This is a genomic window from Acinetobacter sp. YH01019 (genome assembly GCF_013420285.1).
GTDB classification, from domain to species: domain Bacteria; phylum Pseudomonadota; class Gammaproteobacteria; order Pseudomonadales; family Moraxellaceae; genus Acinetobacter; species Acinetobacter gandensis.
In genome coordinates this window covers 43,183-58,597 of record NZ_VOYM01000006.1, presented here as the reverse complement: position 1 = coordinate 58,597, position 15,415 = coordinate 43,183, and the positions used below count along the sequence as shown (strand labels likewise).

15 protein-coding genes are annotated in these 15,415 nt (G+C 40.5%); 8 read left to right on the top strand and 7 right to left on the bottom strand.

Annotation, left to right across the window (positions count from 1 at the left end; all coding sequences use genetic code 11):
• Positions 1 to 75: 75 nt before the first annotated feature.
• The 7 genes from FTT84_RS02940 to FTT84_RS02910 all read right to left on the bottom strand — a co-directional run bounded on the left by FTT84_RS02940 (position 76) and on the right by FTT84_RS02910 (position 6,862).
• A complete protein-coding gene (locus FTT84_RS02940; protein ID WP_180079852.1) occupies positions 76 to 435 on the bottom strand; it encodes an HIT family protein in 360 nt (119 codons plus the stop codon).
• 72 nt (positions 436 to 507) lie between these two features.
• Positions 508 to 1,248, bottom strand: a complete 741-nt coding sequence (locus FTT84_RS02935) for a dienelactone hydrolase family protein (protein WP_180079854.1) — start codon at positions 1,246 to 1,248, stop codon at positions 508 to 510.
• 193 nt (positions 1,249 to 1,441) lie between these two features.
• Positions 1,442 to 2,134, bottom strand: coding sequence for an FKBP-type peptidyl-prolyl cis-trans isomerase (locus FTT84_RS02930; protein WP_180079856.1), 693 nt, complete (start codon positions 2,132 to 2,134; stop codon positions 1,442 to 1,444).
• Between the two features lie 54 nt (positions 2,135 to 2,188).
• Positions 2,189 to 2,902: an FKBP-type peptidyl-prolyl cis-trans isomerase gene (locus tag FTT84_RS02925; RefSeq protein ID WP_078191625.1), complete on the bottom strand. Its 714-nt coding sequence runs from the start codon at positions 2,900 to 2,902 to the stop codon at positions 2,189 to 2,191.
• Between the two features lie 246 nt (positions 2,903 to 3,148).
• On the bottom strand, positions 3,149 to 5,341 hold the full coding sequence (locus tag FTT84_RS02920) for a polysaccharide biosynthesis tyrosine autokinase (RefSeq protein WP_180079858.1): 2,193 nt from the start codon (positions 5,339 to 5,341) through the stop codon (positions 3,149 to 3,151).
• A 16-nt stretch (positions 5,342 to 5,357) separates the two neighbouring features.
• A complete protein-coding gene (locus FTT84_RS02915; RefSeq protein ID WP_180079860.1) occupies positions 5,358 to 5,786 on the bottom strand; it encodes a low molecular weight protein-tyrosine-phosphatase in 429 nt (142 codons plus the stop codon).
• Positions 5,786 to 6,862, bottom strand: coding sequence for a polysaccharide biosynthesis/export family protein (locus FTT84_RS02910; RefSeq protein WP_180066617.1), 1,077 nt, complete (start codon positions 6,860 to 6,862; stop codon positions 5,786 to 5,788). The genes FTT84_RS02915 and FTT84_RS02910 overlap by 1 nt, the downstream gene beginning before the upstream one ends.
• A gap of 399 nt (positions 6,863 to 7,261) precedes the next feature.
• Here FTT84_RS02910 and tviB point away from each other — a divergent pair, with 399 nt between their 5' ends.
• From tviB to FTT84_RS02870, 8 genes are all read left to right on the top strand, one after another.
• On the top strand, positions 7,262 to 8,539 hold the full coding sequence (gene tviB / locus FTT84_RS02905; protein ID WP_180066608.1) for a Vi polysaccharide biosynthesis UDP-N-acetylglucosamine C-6 dehydrogenase TviB: 1,278 nt from the start codon (positions 7,262 to 7,264) through the stop codon (positions 8,537 to 8,539).
• Between the two features lie 14 nt (positions 8,540 to 8,553).
• The gene (locus FTT84_RS02900; protein WP_180079862.1) at positions 8,554 to 9,579 is read left to right on the top strand and encodes an NAD-dependent epimerase/dehydratase family protein; all 1,026 of its coding nucleotides are present in this window, start codon (positions 8,554 to 8,556) and stop codon (positions 9,577 to 9,579) included.
• 10 nt (positions 9,580 to 9,589) lie between these two features.
• Positions 9,590 to 10,762: a lipopolysaccharide biosynthesis protein gene (locus FTT84_RS02895; protein ID WP_180079864.1), complete on the top strand. Its 1,173-nt coding sequence runs from the start codon at positions 9,590 to 9,592 to the stop codon at positions 10,760 to 10,762.
• Positions 10,762 to 11,355, top strand: a complete 594-nt coding sequence (locus FTT84_RS02890) for a DapH/DapD/GlmU-related protein (protein WP_180079867.1) — start codon at positions 10,762 to 10,764, stop codon at positions 11,353 to 11,355. The genes FTT84_RS02895 and FTT84_RS02890 overlap by 1 nt, the downstream gene beginning before the upstream one ends.
• Before the next feature lie 120 nt (positions 11,356 to 11,475).
• On the top strand, positions 11,476 to 12,024 hold the full coding sequence (locus FTT84_RS02885) for an acyltransferase (protein WP_180066601.1): 549 nt from the start codon (positions 11,476 to 11,478) through the stop codon (positions 12,022 to 12,024).
• A 31-nt stretch (positions 12,025 to 12,055) separates the two neighbouring features.
• Positions 12,056 to 13,174 carry a glycosyltransferase gene (locus FTT84_RS02880; protein ID WP_180079869.1) on the top strand — a complete coding sequence of 373 codons (1,119 nt, stop codon included), beginning with the start codon at positions 12,056 to 12,058 and terminating at the stop codon, positions 13,172 to 13,174.
• On the top strand, positions 13,171 to 14,265 hold the full coding sequence (locus tag FTT84_RS02875; RefSeq protein WP_180079870.1) for a glycosyltransferase: 1,095 nt from the start codon (positions 13,171 to 13,173) through the stop codon (positions 14,263 to 14,265). Before FTT84_RS02880 ends, FTT84_RS02875 begins: the two co-directional genes overlap by 4 nt.
• Positions 14,262 to 15,401 (top strand): glycosyltransferase family 4 protein, encoded by a 1,140-nt coding sequence (locus tag FTT84_RS02870; RefSeq protein WP_180079872.1) that lies wholly within the window; start codon positions 14,262 to 14,264, stop codon positions 15,399 to 15,401. The genes FTT84_RS02875 and FTT84_RS02870 overlap by 4 nt, the downstream gene beginning before the upstream one ends.
• Positions 15,402 to 15,415 lie beyond the last annotated feature (14 nt).

The window sequence follows — 15,415 nt, the reverse complement described above, 5'->3', positions numbered from 1 at the left end:
TACATAGCTTGCTTAGACTACAAGATTTAGAGCATTTAAAAGGAGCCGAAGCTCCTTTTAAAAGTGGGTTATGGTTTAATTTTCAAAACCCCAACGTGAGTCAAGTGCTAGTTTTTGATTGTCATAGCGTGGAATGATGTGAATATGCACATGGGCTGTTTCCTCACCAAAAACATGACCATCATTGAAACCGATATGAAAGCCTGTAGGTTGATATTTTAAATTCAGCTCATTACGTGCCTGTTCAAGCAGCGACATTAGACTTTTACGTTCTTTATCCGTCACATTAAAAAAAGAACTGACATGTCGAAGGGGAACGATGACACTATGACCCTTCGACAAGCTATGAGGCTCAGGAAGCACAACACCAAAATCATTTTTTGCAAGAACGTCATATTCGTCGAAGTTGCAATATGGGCAATTGAGTTCTGTCATCTTTATCTCCTCGTTTATTTTTTGAATTTGAAACTTTATTTCATCACTTTTTATTTATTAACCAGATACTGATTAAACTTTTAAAGTTCGATCCAGTAATTCATACATCGCATTTAAGCTTTGTTGCTCTGCTGCTGCGTTATAGCCTAAATCGACATTATTCGCTTTTGCACGTTCATCAGCCAAAGGATTGCTAAATCCATGTTTGGCATCGGCATACACGATGACATTATGGTTCACACCCGCAGCATGCATTTCTTCACGGAAACTCGCCACATCATCCAGTGTTACCATAGAGTCTAGTTCACCATGTTGCACCAAAAGCTCGGCTTGGACTTGGCCAGTTTGAGCCGGTGTTGCTGTTGCCAAGGTCGCATGGAATGTGACCACAGCATCTAGTTCTGCTCCTGAACGTGCGAGGTCTAAGACCACTTTACCGCCAAAGCAAAAACCGATTGCTCCGAGTTTAGCTGCATTTACTTCAGATTGCTGTGCCAAAGTGGTTAAAGCGGCAGACGCACGGGTCACAATTGTGTCTGCATGATCAAAGGTTTGCATCATCCATTCATAAGCTTGCTTGGCATCTGTGGTGACTTTTTTGTCACCATACATATCCAAAGCGAAAGCAGCATAGCCTTGTTCAGCCAATTCGCGCGCACGTTGTTCGGTATATTCATTGCGTCCCCACCATTCAGGGGCAACTAACACACCTGCGATCGCAGTGTCTGACTCTGGTGCGGCAAAATAGCCAAAAAGTTGAGTTCCATCAGCTGCTGTATATTGAATTTCGCGAGTCTTAATTTTAACGGTCATGGTCAAATCCTTATGTGCGGCTACGCAGTTGATGAAGATTTAAAATAAATGGAAATTGGTTTTTGTGAAATAAATATAAGATATCAATGTGAATTTTAAGTCAAATCAATCAAAAAAATTGTAAAAGAAAATAATGGAAAGAAGAAATATTGAGGAGCACCGAGATTTGTCGATGCTCCTGAAGGGAGTCTTGTTATTTCGGGAGCACTTCAATGAGTTCTACATCAAAAATCAGCGTGCTGTTTGGCTCAATGACGTCTGCTGAACCAATTTGCCCATAGCCCAAGTTTGCAGGAATGAAGAAGCGATATTTTGCACCTTCTTTCATCAACTGGAGACCTTCTGTCCAACCCTGAATGACTTGGCTTACCTGGAACATCGCAGGTTGGTTGCGTGCAATTGAACTATCAAAAACAGTGCCATCAATTAAGCGACCTTCATAGTGAACTTTCACTGTTGAATTGGCTTTAGGTGACTTACCTTTGCCAGCTTGAATGACTTGATACTGCAGGCCAGATTTCGTGACCTGAATGCCCGGTTTTTTGGCATTTTCAGCAAGGAAAGCTGAACCAATGGTGGCATTCGCATCCGCTTTTTGCTTCAGTTCAATCAGTTGTTTCGCTTCGGTTTGCTTTTTATATTGGGTTAAGGCACGGGTCATTTCTTCATCTGTTAATGACGAAGCTTGACCTTTAGATGCTGCCTTTAAACCTGCAACAAATGCATCAATATCCAAATCCTTAATGGATTCAGCATTACTGCGTCCCATTAAATAACCAAAACTATAACCCACTTGTTCTGCAGCACTACTTTTATTACTGACATCTTTGGCAAATACAGTGCTTGAGCAGAGTGCCAAACACAATATACTGATCTGTAATTTCATGACCGAGTCTCAAAATAAAGCAGGAGAGCGAAAAGCTCTCCTGTACCGGTTTTATTATTTAACTTCAATGAGTTCTACATCAAAAATTAAAGTACTGTTCGGTGGAATCGTTCCTGGAACACCTTGAGCACCATAACCTAAGTTTGAAGGAATATATAAAGTGGCTTTACCGCCTTCTTTCATTAACTGTAGACCTTCAGTCCAACCTGGAATTACTTGGTTCAATGGGAATTCAATTGGCTCGCCGCGCTGTACTGAACTATCAAATACTGTGCCATCCACTAACTTACCTGTGTAGTGAACTTTAACAACTGATGTGGCTTGCGGTTGTTTACCTGTACCTTCTTTCGTTGTTAGGTACTGTAAACCAGAAGCAGTGGTTTTAACCCCAGCTTTACTTTTGTTTTCTGTTAAGAAATTATCGCTGCTACTTTGTGCTTGCTTATTGCTTTCGAGCTGCTTGTTTTGCATTTCTTGCTGGAACTCAGCATATGCTTTTTGTAATTCTTCTTCAGTATATGCAGGTTTTGCACGAGCATGACCCGCACGAACGCCAGTGACAAAGCTATCAATATCTAATTCTGGAGGCGTTTGATGGGCAACTTCATAACCAAGTGCATAACTGATTTTAGCGACAGCAGAAGCATTTGCAGCTGGTTGAGTTGATGTTGCTGATTGCGTAGCAGGTGTTTTAGTTGCATAGTAAACAGGAACAAGTGCGGCACCGCCGAGTAATACAGCGACAGCGATAGGTAGGGCCTTACTCATATATTTTCCCACAATTATTTTATATGTAAAAAGTTGCTGAAATTCTAGCAGACTTTTCCTGTTCAGCGCTTACCTATCTCTATGATCAGGTAAGGTGCAGGAAAGATCATCATAGTCATGTTCTTATTTTTATACTATAACGGTATGAATATATAAAACATTTTTTATACAGAATGATGCATGCAACATAAATTTCGAAAATAAAAAAAACCACCGTATTCGGTGGCTTTTTTGAATAGGCTTGAATTAGTCTTGGTCTTTTGAAGCTTTATAACCATAAGAATAGTTATAGCCATAACCATAACCATAACCAGCTGAGCTACGTTGAATGTCGTTTAAAATAATACCATTGACCTTCACACCCACTTGTTCAAAGCGGTTCACGGTTAACTCTAGTTCTTTCAACTGAGTTTTGGCATAACGAGCAATCACCAAATTCACACCAGCATATTGCGAAATAATGATACCGTCTGTCACCGCAAGTACAGGAGGGGTATCAATGATCACATGATCAAACATCGGTGAAATCAAATCTAAGAATTCTTTGAATTTACCAGAACTTAAAAGCTCAGATGGATTAGAAGGGCTTTTACCACGAGTAATCACACTCAAATTTGGAATTTCAGTGGTTTTAATGATGCTGTCTAGATCACGCTGACCATTTAAATACTCAGAAAGACCTGGTTGGTTGTCATGATTGAAGTATTTGTTCAAATAACCACGACGTAAATCGGCATCAATAATTAAAACACGTTTATCGCTTTGCGCAAGAATCGTAGCTAAATTGGTTGAAATAAACGATTTACCAACTTCTGGTGCTGGCCCCGAAATCATGATCAGGTTATTTTTTGCAGATGTCAGTGCAAAGTGAATGGCAGTACGCATACTGCGCAGGCTTTCAATTGCAATATCATCGCTATTTTTAACCGCAAGTACAGGAATGGTCTTTTTCTTCTTCAGTAACTTGATGCGACTTTCCTGAATAGGGGAACGTGGCACAGTGGCATAAACCGGAAGATCAAGGGTGTTCTCAATTTCTGAAGAATCTTTGATTCCTGAGCGTAGCATGTTACGTAGTAGTGCAAGTAATGTACCGAGGAAACCACCAAGAAAAATTGAAAGTATCAAGATTTGTAGTTTTTTTGGTGCAATTGGTTCAATAGGCTCTACGGCAGTATCCACAATACGGACATTACCAATTTCACCAGCTTTGGCAATACGAAGCTGTTGGTAAGAATTCAACAACGCTGTATAAAGTTGTTGTTTCACTTCAACTTCACGATAGAGCTGTAAATAACGACGTTGTAGGTCTGGTAATTTTTTTAAGGTGGCATTTAGTTCAGCAATTTTGCTATTGATTGCACCCAATTGAGCATTCATTTGTTGCATCACTGGATGCTCACTGGTGTACTTCGCAGAAGCTTCAGCAACTTTTTGCTCTAATTCAGCTTTTTGAGTTTCAAGAGTGACACTTTGAGTTAAATAGAGTTCAGATTCTTTAGTGACATCGACAGTATTAAACTCTTGACGGAATTTGTTAAATTCACGTTCTGCGACATCAAGCTGTTGTTTTAATTCAGGGAGTTGTTCGTCTAGGAATTTTAATGTTTGTGCACTTTCAGCCGAACGTCTTTCAATATTTTGATGGCTGTAGGCTGCTAAAATGGCATTTAAAACTTTTGTAATATGTTCTTTATCTTGGCCCTGATAGTTAAGGCCAAGCACGCCCGTCATTTTTCCTTTTTCAGCAACCGAATAGTTTGCCAAAATGCTGTCCACAGCAGCTGGTAAAGATTGCTTTTGAATCAAATAATGATCATTGAGTTGGTCACGGGTGTAAATAGCAATATCCCACTGTCCGTCAGCGGTGCGTAATGAATTATCTTGGTTTAATTTACCCGTTAAAATGATTTGCTCAGTTTTAAGATCAGTTAATGTAAACTGATTATCTTTAAAGCTGAGATCAATATTTTTATCTCGATATACTGCTGGAATATTAAACTGTCGAATATCAAAACTTTTTTCATTGTCTTTGAAAATGACTGATTTATTTTTATATTCAGTCACATAATCATGTGGAGAAAATAGGCGATCAATAAATGAATTCTCTGTACCCGAAACTTTAAGATCAAGATGCAAATTTTGAATCACAGTACCTAGAACTAAGCGTGATTTTAAAATTTCAATTTCTGCTTGAGCTGGTTGCTTTTGATCAATCATGCCTGATAGATCACCCAAGAGTGCTGCTGAAGTTCCTTTACTTTCTTCAACCTGTACCAGTGCATTTACTGCGTAGGTATCAGGCGTGGTTCTTAAATAAAGTAGGGCACAAACGAGACTTAAAATTACACATAAAGCAATTAACTTCCATTGTGCAATCAGAGAGAAAAATAATTCTTTTAAATCAATTGTATCTTCTGTATTGGTATTTTGGCTCATAATCGTACATCAAAAGTTAAATATGTTTAGTCCAATCTGCAACGCAGGATTGGATCAGTTCTGAGGTTTGGTCAAAAAAGGCTTGATCGTGCTGGTATGGGTCAGGCACATTTTTACCTTGCCAATGACCTAAACGAAAAGTCTTACCCTTTGCAAATGGCCATGTTTGTTCAATATGCTTTTGTTGATTTGAACTCATGACTAAAATTAAATCTGATTTTTTGATCAGTTCAGCATTTAATTTTTGGGCAATATGTCCACTCATATCGACGCCAATTTTTTGCATACAGTATTGGGCTTTATCGTCTGCTGCGTGTCCAATCATCCCTGCGATTCCCGCTGAATAAATATTCAGATTGGGATGATTTTTTTTCAGAAGATATTCTGCCATAGGGCTTCGGCAGATATTACCTACGCAGACCACCAAAATATTTTTAAATAACATTATTGGCCCAATCTGTCCATGTTGTAGATCATATTTGAGAAAGGAATCACTTGATTGATCACACGCTGCCAGCGAGCTAAACCAGATGCATCAACATACACAATATCGTTGCTACGCATTTTGAACTGGTTTGCGAGCCCAAAGTCACCGATACTGGTTAAATCTAAATGGTAAATTTCAGTCATTGGGCTATTCATATCGCTACGCACTACGTAGATTTTACCTCGACTTGCTGAAAGCGAATTTAGCCCTAGGCTCTCTCCGAGCACATCACTGAGGCTCATGCCTTGATCCCGCATAGGGACAGGTTTATTTTGACCAGATTCACCCATCACATATATTTTTTGATTTTCGCGTGAATTGACATAAATCGTATCATTAGGTTGGATGAGCAAATTATGTAGTGAATAGCCCGCTTGTTCTAATTGGATACTGTTTAAGTTATAAGTTTGCCCCTGGCGTACTAAGGTAATAGACGTATTGTCACCAAGTTGCGTATTTACGCCGCCAGCAAGACCAAGTGCAGTGTATACACTGGTTGGTTGGTCGGTCAGATTAAACTGACCACCTTTCATCACATTACCTTGGACCGAAAAACGTTGGCCTTGATAGGATAGGACGCGAACAATCACATCTGGGGTTTTTAAGTAACGAGCAAGTTGGCTGCGTAATTCCTGATTGACTTGTGTCAGCGATTTTCCTGCAGCTTTATATCGGCCAATAATAGGGAATTGGATATAGCCACTTTGATCAATTTGGTAGCCGTTTGATTTAATCGCTTCTTCATTGCTTATTGTATTTGTGGGTGGGGTTATTTCAGGGTATGCCCATAAATAAATAGATAAAATATCACCTGAGTTTAGACGATAATTTTGTTGTTGTTGATTGAACAGATGGGCAAAATTTTGCTGATTTACTTGGGCGGGTTGAACAGCTACTAAATTTTCTTGAGTCAGTTTAATAACATTGACTGTCGAGCCTAAATCAGTCTGAAATGTACCTTCTTTAGGAAGGTCATAGGTTTGTAAGCCTGAAGTAATGGCACAACCCGTCATACTTAGACTCAAAGCTAACATACAGCTATAACGATAGTAACTCACTCGAATACAAATCCTATTTATAAAATTTTTGAATCATTAAAATGCGGGTTTAAGTACCCAAATTACTCATTTTAGAATGTTAAGTTTATACTATTCACCTTGTAGAATATAGCTTTACATTTGTTTTAAATCGTAAGTTTAATCAAGACTTGCATGTATGAATATCTTTTAAAGATCTTGTTGTTAGTTGATTTTTTTTTAAATGAGTAATGTTTGTTTTATAGGGGAAATTGTTTAATCCTATAAATATTCTTGATTAAAATTACAGTCGTCATAGAACATCATTACACAATCGAAATTTGATTTTCTGATATAATTTAACGCTATTTACAACATAACGATGATTGATAGTTCATCGATGACATAGGCTTCAGTATGTTACAACTCTCCGAATTAAAAATTGCCATAATCGGATTAGGTTATGTCGGTTTACCTCTAGCTGTTGAGTTTGGAAAAAAAGTTCCCGTGGTGGGCTTTGATATTCATCAGAAGCGTATTGATGAATTACGTAGCGGACGTGATCATACTTTAGAAGTCTCTCCTGAAGAGTTAGCACAGTCGGCTCAGTTAAGTTACAGCGCAAATTTAGAAGACTTAAATGACTGTAATTTTTTTATTGTTACTGTTCCAACTCCTATTGATGAATATAAACAGCCAGATTTAACCCCATTGGTAAAAGCTTCAGAAAGCATTGCTAAAGTGCTGAAAAAAGGTGATGTGGTTGTCTACGAGTCAACAGTTTATCCGGGTGCAACAGAAGAAGTCTGTATTCCTGTTTTAGAGAAGAACTCAGGCTTAATATTTAATCAAGATTTTTATGCAGGCTATAGCCCTGAACGAATTAACCCAGGCGATAAACTGCACCGTGTGACGAATATTTTAAAAATCACCTCGGGTTCTACGCCTGAAGTCGCTGATTATGTTGATGCAGTTTATAACCTGATTATTGAAGCAGGTACACACAAAGCAGCCAGCATTAAAGTTGCAGAAGCAGCCAAGGTGATTGAAAATACCCAGCGCGATGTGAATATTGCCTTAATTAATGAATTGGCGTTGATTTTCAATAAAATGGGCATTGATACCGAAGCGGTATTACAAGCAGCGGGAACAAAATGGAACTTCTTACCGTTCCGTCCAGGTTTAGTTGGCGGTCACTGTATCGGTGTTGACCCGTACTATTTAACGCATAAAGCCCAAGCGATTGGCTACAACCCTGAAATTATTTTAGCGGGTCGCCGTTTAAATGATGGTATGGGGGCTTATGTGGTCACTCAGTTGGTGAAAGCCATGCTGAAAAAACGCATTCAAGTAGAAGATGCCAAAGTTTTAATTTTAGGTTTAAGCTTTAAAGAAAACTGTCCGGATATCCGTAATACCCGCATCATTGATATTGTGAAAGAATTGAAAGAATATCATATTGATGCCGATATCTATGACCCTTGGGTGGATGGAGCTGAGGCTGAACATGAGTACGGTATTAGCCCTGTGCAAGCGCTGGAAAATGCCAAATATGATGCTGTAATTTTAGCAGTTGCCCATCACCAGTTTAAAGATATGGGCGTAGATGCGATCCGTGCTTTGGGTAAAGCTGATCATGTGCTGTATGACTTGAAATACGTCTTATCTCAAGCTGAATCTGATCTTCGTTTATAAGAGGGCATACCATCATGAATCAATATCAACAGGTATGTGAAAACCTTAAAACAGCGCCTAAAACATGGCTGGTAACAGGTGTTGCGGGCTTTATTGGCTCAAACCTTTTAGAAACCTTACTCAAGCTCAACCAAACCGTAGTGGGTTTAGATAACTTTGCCACAGGTCATCAGTACAATCTTGATGAAGTACAAAGCTTAGTGACGGCTGAACAATGGGCGAAATTCAGTTTCATTGAAGGTGATATCCGCAAATTAGAAGATTGCCAAAAAGCCTGTGTAGGTGTGGATTATGTGCTGCATGAAGCAGCTTTAGGTTCTGTACCGCGTTCGATTGCCGATCCAATTTTGACAAACAGTGCAAATATCACTGGTTTTTTGAACATGATGGTCGCTGCGCGTGATGCCAATGTATCAAGTTTTACTTATGCTGCCAGCAGTTCGACTTATGGTGATCACCCCGCATTGCCAAAAGTAGAAGAAAACATCGGTAAGCCATTATCTCCATATGCAGTGACGAAGTACGTCAATGAATTATACGCAGACGTATTTGCAAAAACGTATGGCTTTAAAACGATTGGCTTGCGTTACTTTAATGTCTTTGGTCAGCGCCAAGATCCGAAAGGGGCTTATGCGGCGGTGATTCCAAAATGGACTTCATCGATGATTGCTGGTGAAGACGTGTTTATTAATGGTGATGGTGAAACCAGCCGTGATTTCTGTTTTATTCAAAATGTTGTGCAAGCGAATATTTTAGCTGCGACAACGCAAAGCGATGAAGCAAAAAATCAAGTCTATAACGTGGCTGTGGGTGACCGTACTACGCTGAATGAGTTATATCGTGCTATTCAAGAGGCACTTGCTGAAAATGCGGTGAACTTTGAGCGTGATCCTGTGTACCGTGAATTCCGTGCAGGCGATGTACGTCATTCACAAGCCAGCATTGCCAAAATTGAGCAAGGTTTGGGTTATGCACCGCAGTTTAAAATTGCCGAAGGCATTCAATTGGCGATGCGTTGGTATGTCAACAATTTAAAATGATCTTGAACCGATGATTGCGAAACTCTTCGCAAAGTATCAGTCTATTGGACTGATTACCTTAAGTTTACTGGCAGGTGCGATAATGACATTTATCGCACTTCCTGTTTTAACACGCCTATATTCTGTTGTTGATTTTGGCGCGTATGGCATTGCTTTGGCGATTGTCAGTGTACTTTCAACAGTAGCCAATTTGCGTTTGGATCAAGCGCTGTTGGTCGCTGAGGAACAAGATAAAAAGAGTCTGATCTTTGAAGGGGTAGTATTTTCAACAGCAATCGCTGTGATGAGTGGCATTGTCATCAGCGTGATTTTAAATGTTGAAATGGCGTTTGCTGTGGCAACGGGTGTGCTTGCCAATACCTTGCTTCAGAGCGTTTATAATTATCAATTTGCTGCGCACAAAGAATATTTTTGTGCAGGCTTGAATATTTTTAGAAGTGCGATCGTCGTTGCGGTGCAATTGAGTTTGCCCCTGTTCATGCAGATCAGTCTGGTCAATAGCTACAATGTCAGTTCGATCCTGATGATCGTGGCGATGTTGCTCTACCTATTGAAGTATCAGCTCTTTCAAGTCAGTTGGCAGGCGTTTAAAAATTATCAAGATTTTATTTATGCCAATACCCCGCATGCCTTGCTGAATAGTTTTTCACATAACTTGCCATACTATGTGGTGTCGCATTTTGTGGGTGTGCAGGCGATGGGTTTCTATGCCATTGTCGAGCGGACTTTACGTGTGCCGATCAATCTGATTTCACAAACCTTACGTCAGTTTTTTATCCGTAAGTTTAAAACTACAGATTCAAATAAAAATGCCTTAAAGGCAAGTGTGCTTTTAAGCTTGTTGTCACTGCCTCTTTTTGCAATTTTCTTTATCTTACCTGAATCGCTATATCTCTGGATTTTCGGTTCTGAATGGGTTGGCATCTCAACTTATTTCCAAATTTTGGCTTTGGGCTATTGGGCGATTTTCTGTAATCCGCCAAGTTCGGCCTATTTAATTGCCAAGCGCAATAGCCAAGTATTATTTAAACTGCAAATCGTAGAGCTCATGATTAAGTTTGCTTTATTTGCAGGCTTATATGTTTTATGTGCCGATAAAATTTATATGCTCTTGGCGGTGCCTGTGGCGCTGATCATTTATAACTTTGCCATTTTATATGTGGTGTGGAGAAACAAAAGCTGATGTTTTTTAAACTGTTAAAACTGATGAATTGGTTCACTGCACAATGCCGTCAGCAATTTTATAACCTGGCTTTTGGTACGAAATTTCGTTATTTCGGTAAAGCCTGTACGGTCGAAATTAGTGGACAAGTGAAGATTGGTCAGAATGTTTATATTGGCGATCATGTCAGTTTAATTGTCGAGCAAGGTGCAAGCTTAGAAATCGCAGATAACAGTTTTATAGGTGAAAGTTGTTATATCAAATGCTTTGGTGGCAAGGTTTCGATTGGCAAAGACGTCAGCATTAACTCGAAGTCATTTATCAATGGTTGTGGCGGTGTGAGCATTGGCGATAACACCCGCATTGGCACGCAAAGCATCATCATTGCCAGTAATCATAAATTTGGTGAACCTGATGTGTTGGTGAAAGATGCGATTACCAAACAAGGCGTGAGTTTGGGTGAAAATATTTGGCTTGGTGCACGGGTGACGGTACTTGATGGTGTGAAAATTCCAAGTGATTCGGTGATTGGCGCGTGTAGCCTCGTCTCGAAACCTTTGGATGAATCAGGTGTCTATGTCGGTAGTCCTGTTAAAAAAATCAAATCGCTCTGATCTTTTTTTTCATCCTGTATCGTGACTGCGGTTTCCATATCGTAAAGTAGATTTTCAGCGTAAAATATTCAGCTTAATTTTCTCCCTTTTGATTTTCTGATCCTGACATAGGTCATGCGTATGGCATTTATAGTTTCTGCTTTTCGACAGCTGTTTGATCTTGCTTATTTTATGGCGAAGGGCAGTGTGGCTTATGCACGCAAAAAAGGTGTGAAAGTCGGTGAAAACTGCCGAATCTATATTAAAAGTTGGGGCTCAGAACCGTTCTTGGTTAGCATTGGCGACCATGTGACGGTCACTTCAGGGGTGAAATTTATTACCCATGATGGCAGTACCTGTCTAGTCAAAGATGAGCAAGGGAAGCGCTATCAACGCTTTGCCCCAATTCAAGTTGGTTCGCATGTGTTTATTGGGGTCAATACCATTGTAATGCCAGGCGTGAGCATTGGCTCAAATGTGGTGATTGGTGCAGGCTCAGTGGTGACAAAAGATATTCCTGATCATAGCGTGGCGATTGGTGTGCCTGCCAAAGTGGTATCCAGTTTTGCTGATTATCAAGCCAAAATTCAAAGCACCTGTGCCAGTGACAGTGAGCTTGCTGGCATCACGGATTATCGTGAGCGTGTTGAGCGTGCCATGGCGATTCAAGCCTCAAAAACACTGCATTAATATTCTCCCATTTTAAAATTTAGGTCTGCATATGTTGAATAAAGTCATGTTCTTTTTGCCGAGCTTGGGCGGTGGCGGTGCAGAACGTACAGTCATTCAACTCGCCAACAGCTTTGCGGAACAAGGTCTAAATATTCATTTGGGCGTGTGTAATGTCACAGGTGATAAAGCTAAGCTGTTGCCTGAAGTCAGCCCGAAAATTCAATTGGTGAATTTTAATTGCGGTCGGGTGATGAATAGCATCACGCCTTTAAAAATAAAAATGAAAGCTGAGCAATACGACTGCTTAGTCGCAACGCAAACCCACACCAATATTGTGGCAGGTATTGCGAAAAGACTAGCAGGTGTTAAAACGCGATTAATCTTCCGTGAAGTATCTACGCCGTCCAAAAACTTAAAATTGCAAGGTCTTGCCAAATTTTTGCTGAAAACTTTGGTGAATTGGACTTATCCCATAGCACAGCAAGTGGTCTGTGTCTCGAAAGGCGTAGAAACAGATTTTCGTGAATACTACAGCTATAAGAAAAATAACCTGAGCACCATTTATAACCCTGTATTGGACGATGCCTATTTTGAAAAGCTCAAAGCACCAGTCACACACAAATTTTTGAACAGTGACCATAAAGTGATTTTGGCAGTGGGGCGTCTCACTGAAGCAAAGAACTTTGGTTTTCTGATTCGCTCTTTTAAAGCCTTGCATGATCAGCATCCTGAAACCCGATTATTGATTTTAGGTGAGGGTGAACTGCGTGCAGAGTTCGAAGCTCTAGTGGCTGACTTGGGTCTAAAAGACGTGGTGGATTTGCCAGGCTTTGATGCTAATCCATACGCTTATTTTAAATATGCATCGCTTTTTGTTTTAAGCTCAAATTGGGAAGGCTTACCAGGGGTTTTGATTCAAGCCTTAGCCTCTAAAGTCAAAGTGGTCAGTACCAACTGCCCAAGTGGGCCGATGGAAATTCTAGAAAACTCTAAGTTTGGTTTATTGGTCGAATGCAATGATCAGGCAGGTCTGACCCAAGCCATGCAACAGGCGATTTTTGCAGATTATGTGCAATATCAGGAAGCTGATTTTGAACTGCATATTCAGCAGTTTCATAAGCAAACCGTACTCAAGCAGTATTTGCGAATAATGGAGTCGGCATCATGACTAAACCCTTAATGCTACATGTCATTACCAACTTTGCAGGCGTGGGCGGTGCAGAGATGATGCTGGCACGTTTGATCCAATGCACAGAGCAGCAGTATGAACATGTGATCATTGCATTGATGAAAACCTCTGAGGTTTATCAAAGTACTTTAGATAGCTGTCAGGCGCATTATGCGCTGGGTTGGAATGGTATAAATACGCTGGGCACCATTCAAAAACTGCGTGGTTTACTCAAACAACTGCAACCTAAAACCGTGCAATGTTGGATGTACCATGCCAATGTGTTGACCAGTCTCAGTGTCATTGGTTTAGCGAAAAAACCAAAAGTTGTGTGGGGCATTCATCATTCGCTTGCTTCTCCTAAAGAGGAATCCATCAGTACCAAAATTGCCTTGGGTTTAAGCAAAATACTGTCACAGCAAGCTAGTGCTATTATTTATTGTGCGCATTCGTCCATGCAACAGCATCAGGCGTTCGGCTTTAAAAATGGCAATAGCCAAGTGATTGCCAATGGTGTTTTTCTCGATAAGTTTCAGCCAAATTTACAGTTAAATGAACCAACCGTGATTGGTTTTGCAGGACGTTATCACACCGCCAAAGGGTATCCGTATTTGTTTGAAACCATGGGTTTACTGAAAGATAAAAACATCATCTTTAAAGTCGCAGGTAGTGGTGCAAGCTTAGATAACGTGGAAGTGAAAGCTTTATTTGAGCAGTATCAGTTAGATACTCAAAAAGTGCATTTGCTTGATCAAATCTCGGATATGCCTGCTTTTTATCAATCCATTGATGCATTCCTCATGACCTCAATTACCGAAGGTTTTCCGAATGTGTTGGTGGAAGCGATGGCATCGGGACTGCCATGTATCAGTACAGATGTTGGCGATGCCAAATATATTGTGCAGGATTTAGGAAGTATTGTTCCACTACGTAATGCGCAAGCTTTGGCGGATGCCATTTTGGCATATGTACAAAAGACAGAAGCACAAAAACAAAGTTTAAAACAGGCGACGCGTGAACGGGTAGAGCAGAATTTCAGTATTGAAACTGTCAGCCGTCAATATATGCAGGTGTGGAGCCAACAGGCATGAAGTTTTTAATGATCAGCAGTTTTTTGCCATCTGTACTCAATTTTCGTGGCAAGTTATTAGAAGCGATTTCTGCCCATGGCTATGAAATTCACATCATGGCGCCTGAGTTTGCATCATTTCCTGAAGAACAGCAGAAACTGCAAGCCCTTGGCTATCATCTGCATGAAATTCCCATGCAGCGCACAGGCACCAATCCGCTGGCGGATTTAAAACTGTTAAAACATCTCTATCAGAAGATCCGTCAAATTCAGCCTGACTATGTGCTGTCCTATACCATTAAACCGGTTATTTACGGTACGCTTGCGGCTTGGCTTGCGAAAGTACCGCATCGTTTTGCTTTAATTACAGGTCTGGGCTATGCCTTTCAAAATGTGGAATCTGGCAAGCGTAGTCTGTTTCAAAAGCTGGTGCATGGCTTATATGCCCAAGCGCTCAAACGTAGCGATAAAGTCTTTTTTCAAAACCCAGACGATTTAAAGCTATTCCAAGACATGCATTTGCTTGATGCCAATAAACCAACGGTGGTGGTGAATGGTTCAGGGGTGAATGTGCAAGACTTTGATGTCATGCCTTTACCCAAAAATGAACAAGGGCAGGTCAAAGCCTCATTCTTACTCATTGCACGCCTTTTGGGTGATAAAGGCGTACGTGAATATGCTGAATCGGCACGTATCATCAAAGAAAAGCATCCTGAAGCGGAATTTCAATTGGTCGGTTGGATTGATGATAATCCATCAGCTATTTCTAGAGCCGAACTCGATACTTGGATTGCAGATGGTCGCCTCAAATATTGGGGCAAACTCAGTGACGTTCGTCCTGCAATTGCTGAAAGCTCGGTCTACGTGTTGCCCTCCTACCGTGAAGGCACGCCACGTACGGTATTAGAGGCGATGGCTATGGGACGAGCGATTATTACCACTGATGCACCAGGTTGTCGCGAAACGGTATCGCACGGTGTGAATGGTTATTTGGTTGGAGTCAAGTCTGTAGATGATTTGGTGCAAAGCATGCAATACTTTATTGAAGATCCAAAACTGATTGAGTATATGGGACAGCGTTCGCGAGAAATTGCGCTGAATAAATATGATGTGCATCAAGTGAATAAGCACATGATGGCTGAAATGGATATTCATTAAAGGCGATTTACCCA

Bases quoted from the DNA above. Each gene is read 5' to 3' on its own strand.
- FTT84_RS02895 (WP_180079864.1), top strand. From the start codon at position 9,590: ATGATTGCGAAACTCTTCGCAAAGTATCAGTCTATTGGACTGATTACC.
- FTT84_RS02930 (WP_180079856.1), bottom strand. From the start codon at position 2,134: ATGAAATTACAGATCAGTATATTGTGTTTGGCACTCTGCTCAAGCACT.
- tviB (WP_180066608.1), top strand. From the start codon at position 7,262: ATGTTACAACTCTCCGAATTAAAAATTGCCATAATCGGATTAGGTTAT.
- FTT84_RS02870 (WP_180079872.1), top strand. From the start codon at position 14,262: ATGAAGTTTTTAATGATCAGCAGTTTTTTGCCATCTGTACTCAATTTT.
- FTT84_RS02920 (WP_180079858.1), bottom strand. From the start codon at position 5,341: ATGAGCCAAAATACCAATACAGAAGATACAATTGATTTAAAAGAATTA.
- FTT84_RS02910 (WP_180066617.1), bottom strand. From the start codon at position 6,862: ATGTTAGCTTTGAGTCTAAGTATGACGGGTTGTGCCATTACTTCAGGC.
- FTT84_RS02925 (WP_078191625.1), bottom strand. From the start codon at position 2,902: ATGAGTAAGGCCCTACCTATCGCTGTCGCTGTATTACTCGGCGGTGCC.
- FTT84_RS02890 (WP_180079867.1), top strand. From the start codon at position 10,762: ATGTTTTTTAAACTGTTAAAACTGATGAATTGGTTCACTGCACAATGC.
- FTT84_RS02875 (WP_180079870.1), top strand. From the start codon at position 13,171: ATGACTAAACCCTTAATGCTACATGTCATTACCAACTTTGCAGGCGTG.
- FTT84_RS02885 (WP_180066601.1), top strand. From the start codon at position 11,476: ATGGCATTTATAGTTTCTGCTTTTCGACAGCTGTTTGATCTTGCTTAT.
- FTT84_RS02900 (WP_180079862.1), top strand. From the start codon at position 8,554: ATGAATCAATATCAACAGGTATGTGAAAACCTTAAAACAGCGCCTAAA.
- FTT84_RS02940 (WP_180079852.1), bottom strand. From the start codon at position 435: ATGACAGAACTCAATTGCCCATATTGCAACTTCGACGAATATGACGTT.
- FTT84_RS02935 (WP_180079854.1), bottom strand. From the start codon at position 1,248: ATGACCGTTAAAATTAAGACTCGCGAAATTCAATATACAGCAGCTGAT.
- FTT84_RS02915 (WP_180079860.1), bottom strand. From the start codon at position 5,786: ATGTTATTTAAAAATATTTTGGTGGTCTGCGTAGGTAATATCTGCCGA.
- FTT84_RS02880 (WP_180079869.1), top strand. From the start codon at position 12,056: ATGTTGAATAAAGTCATGTTCTTTTTGCCGAGCTTGGGCGGTGGCGGT.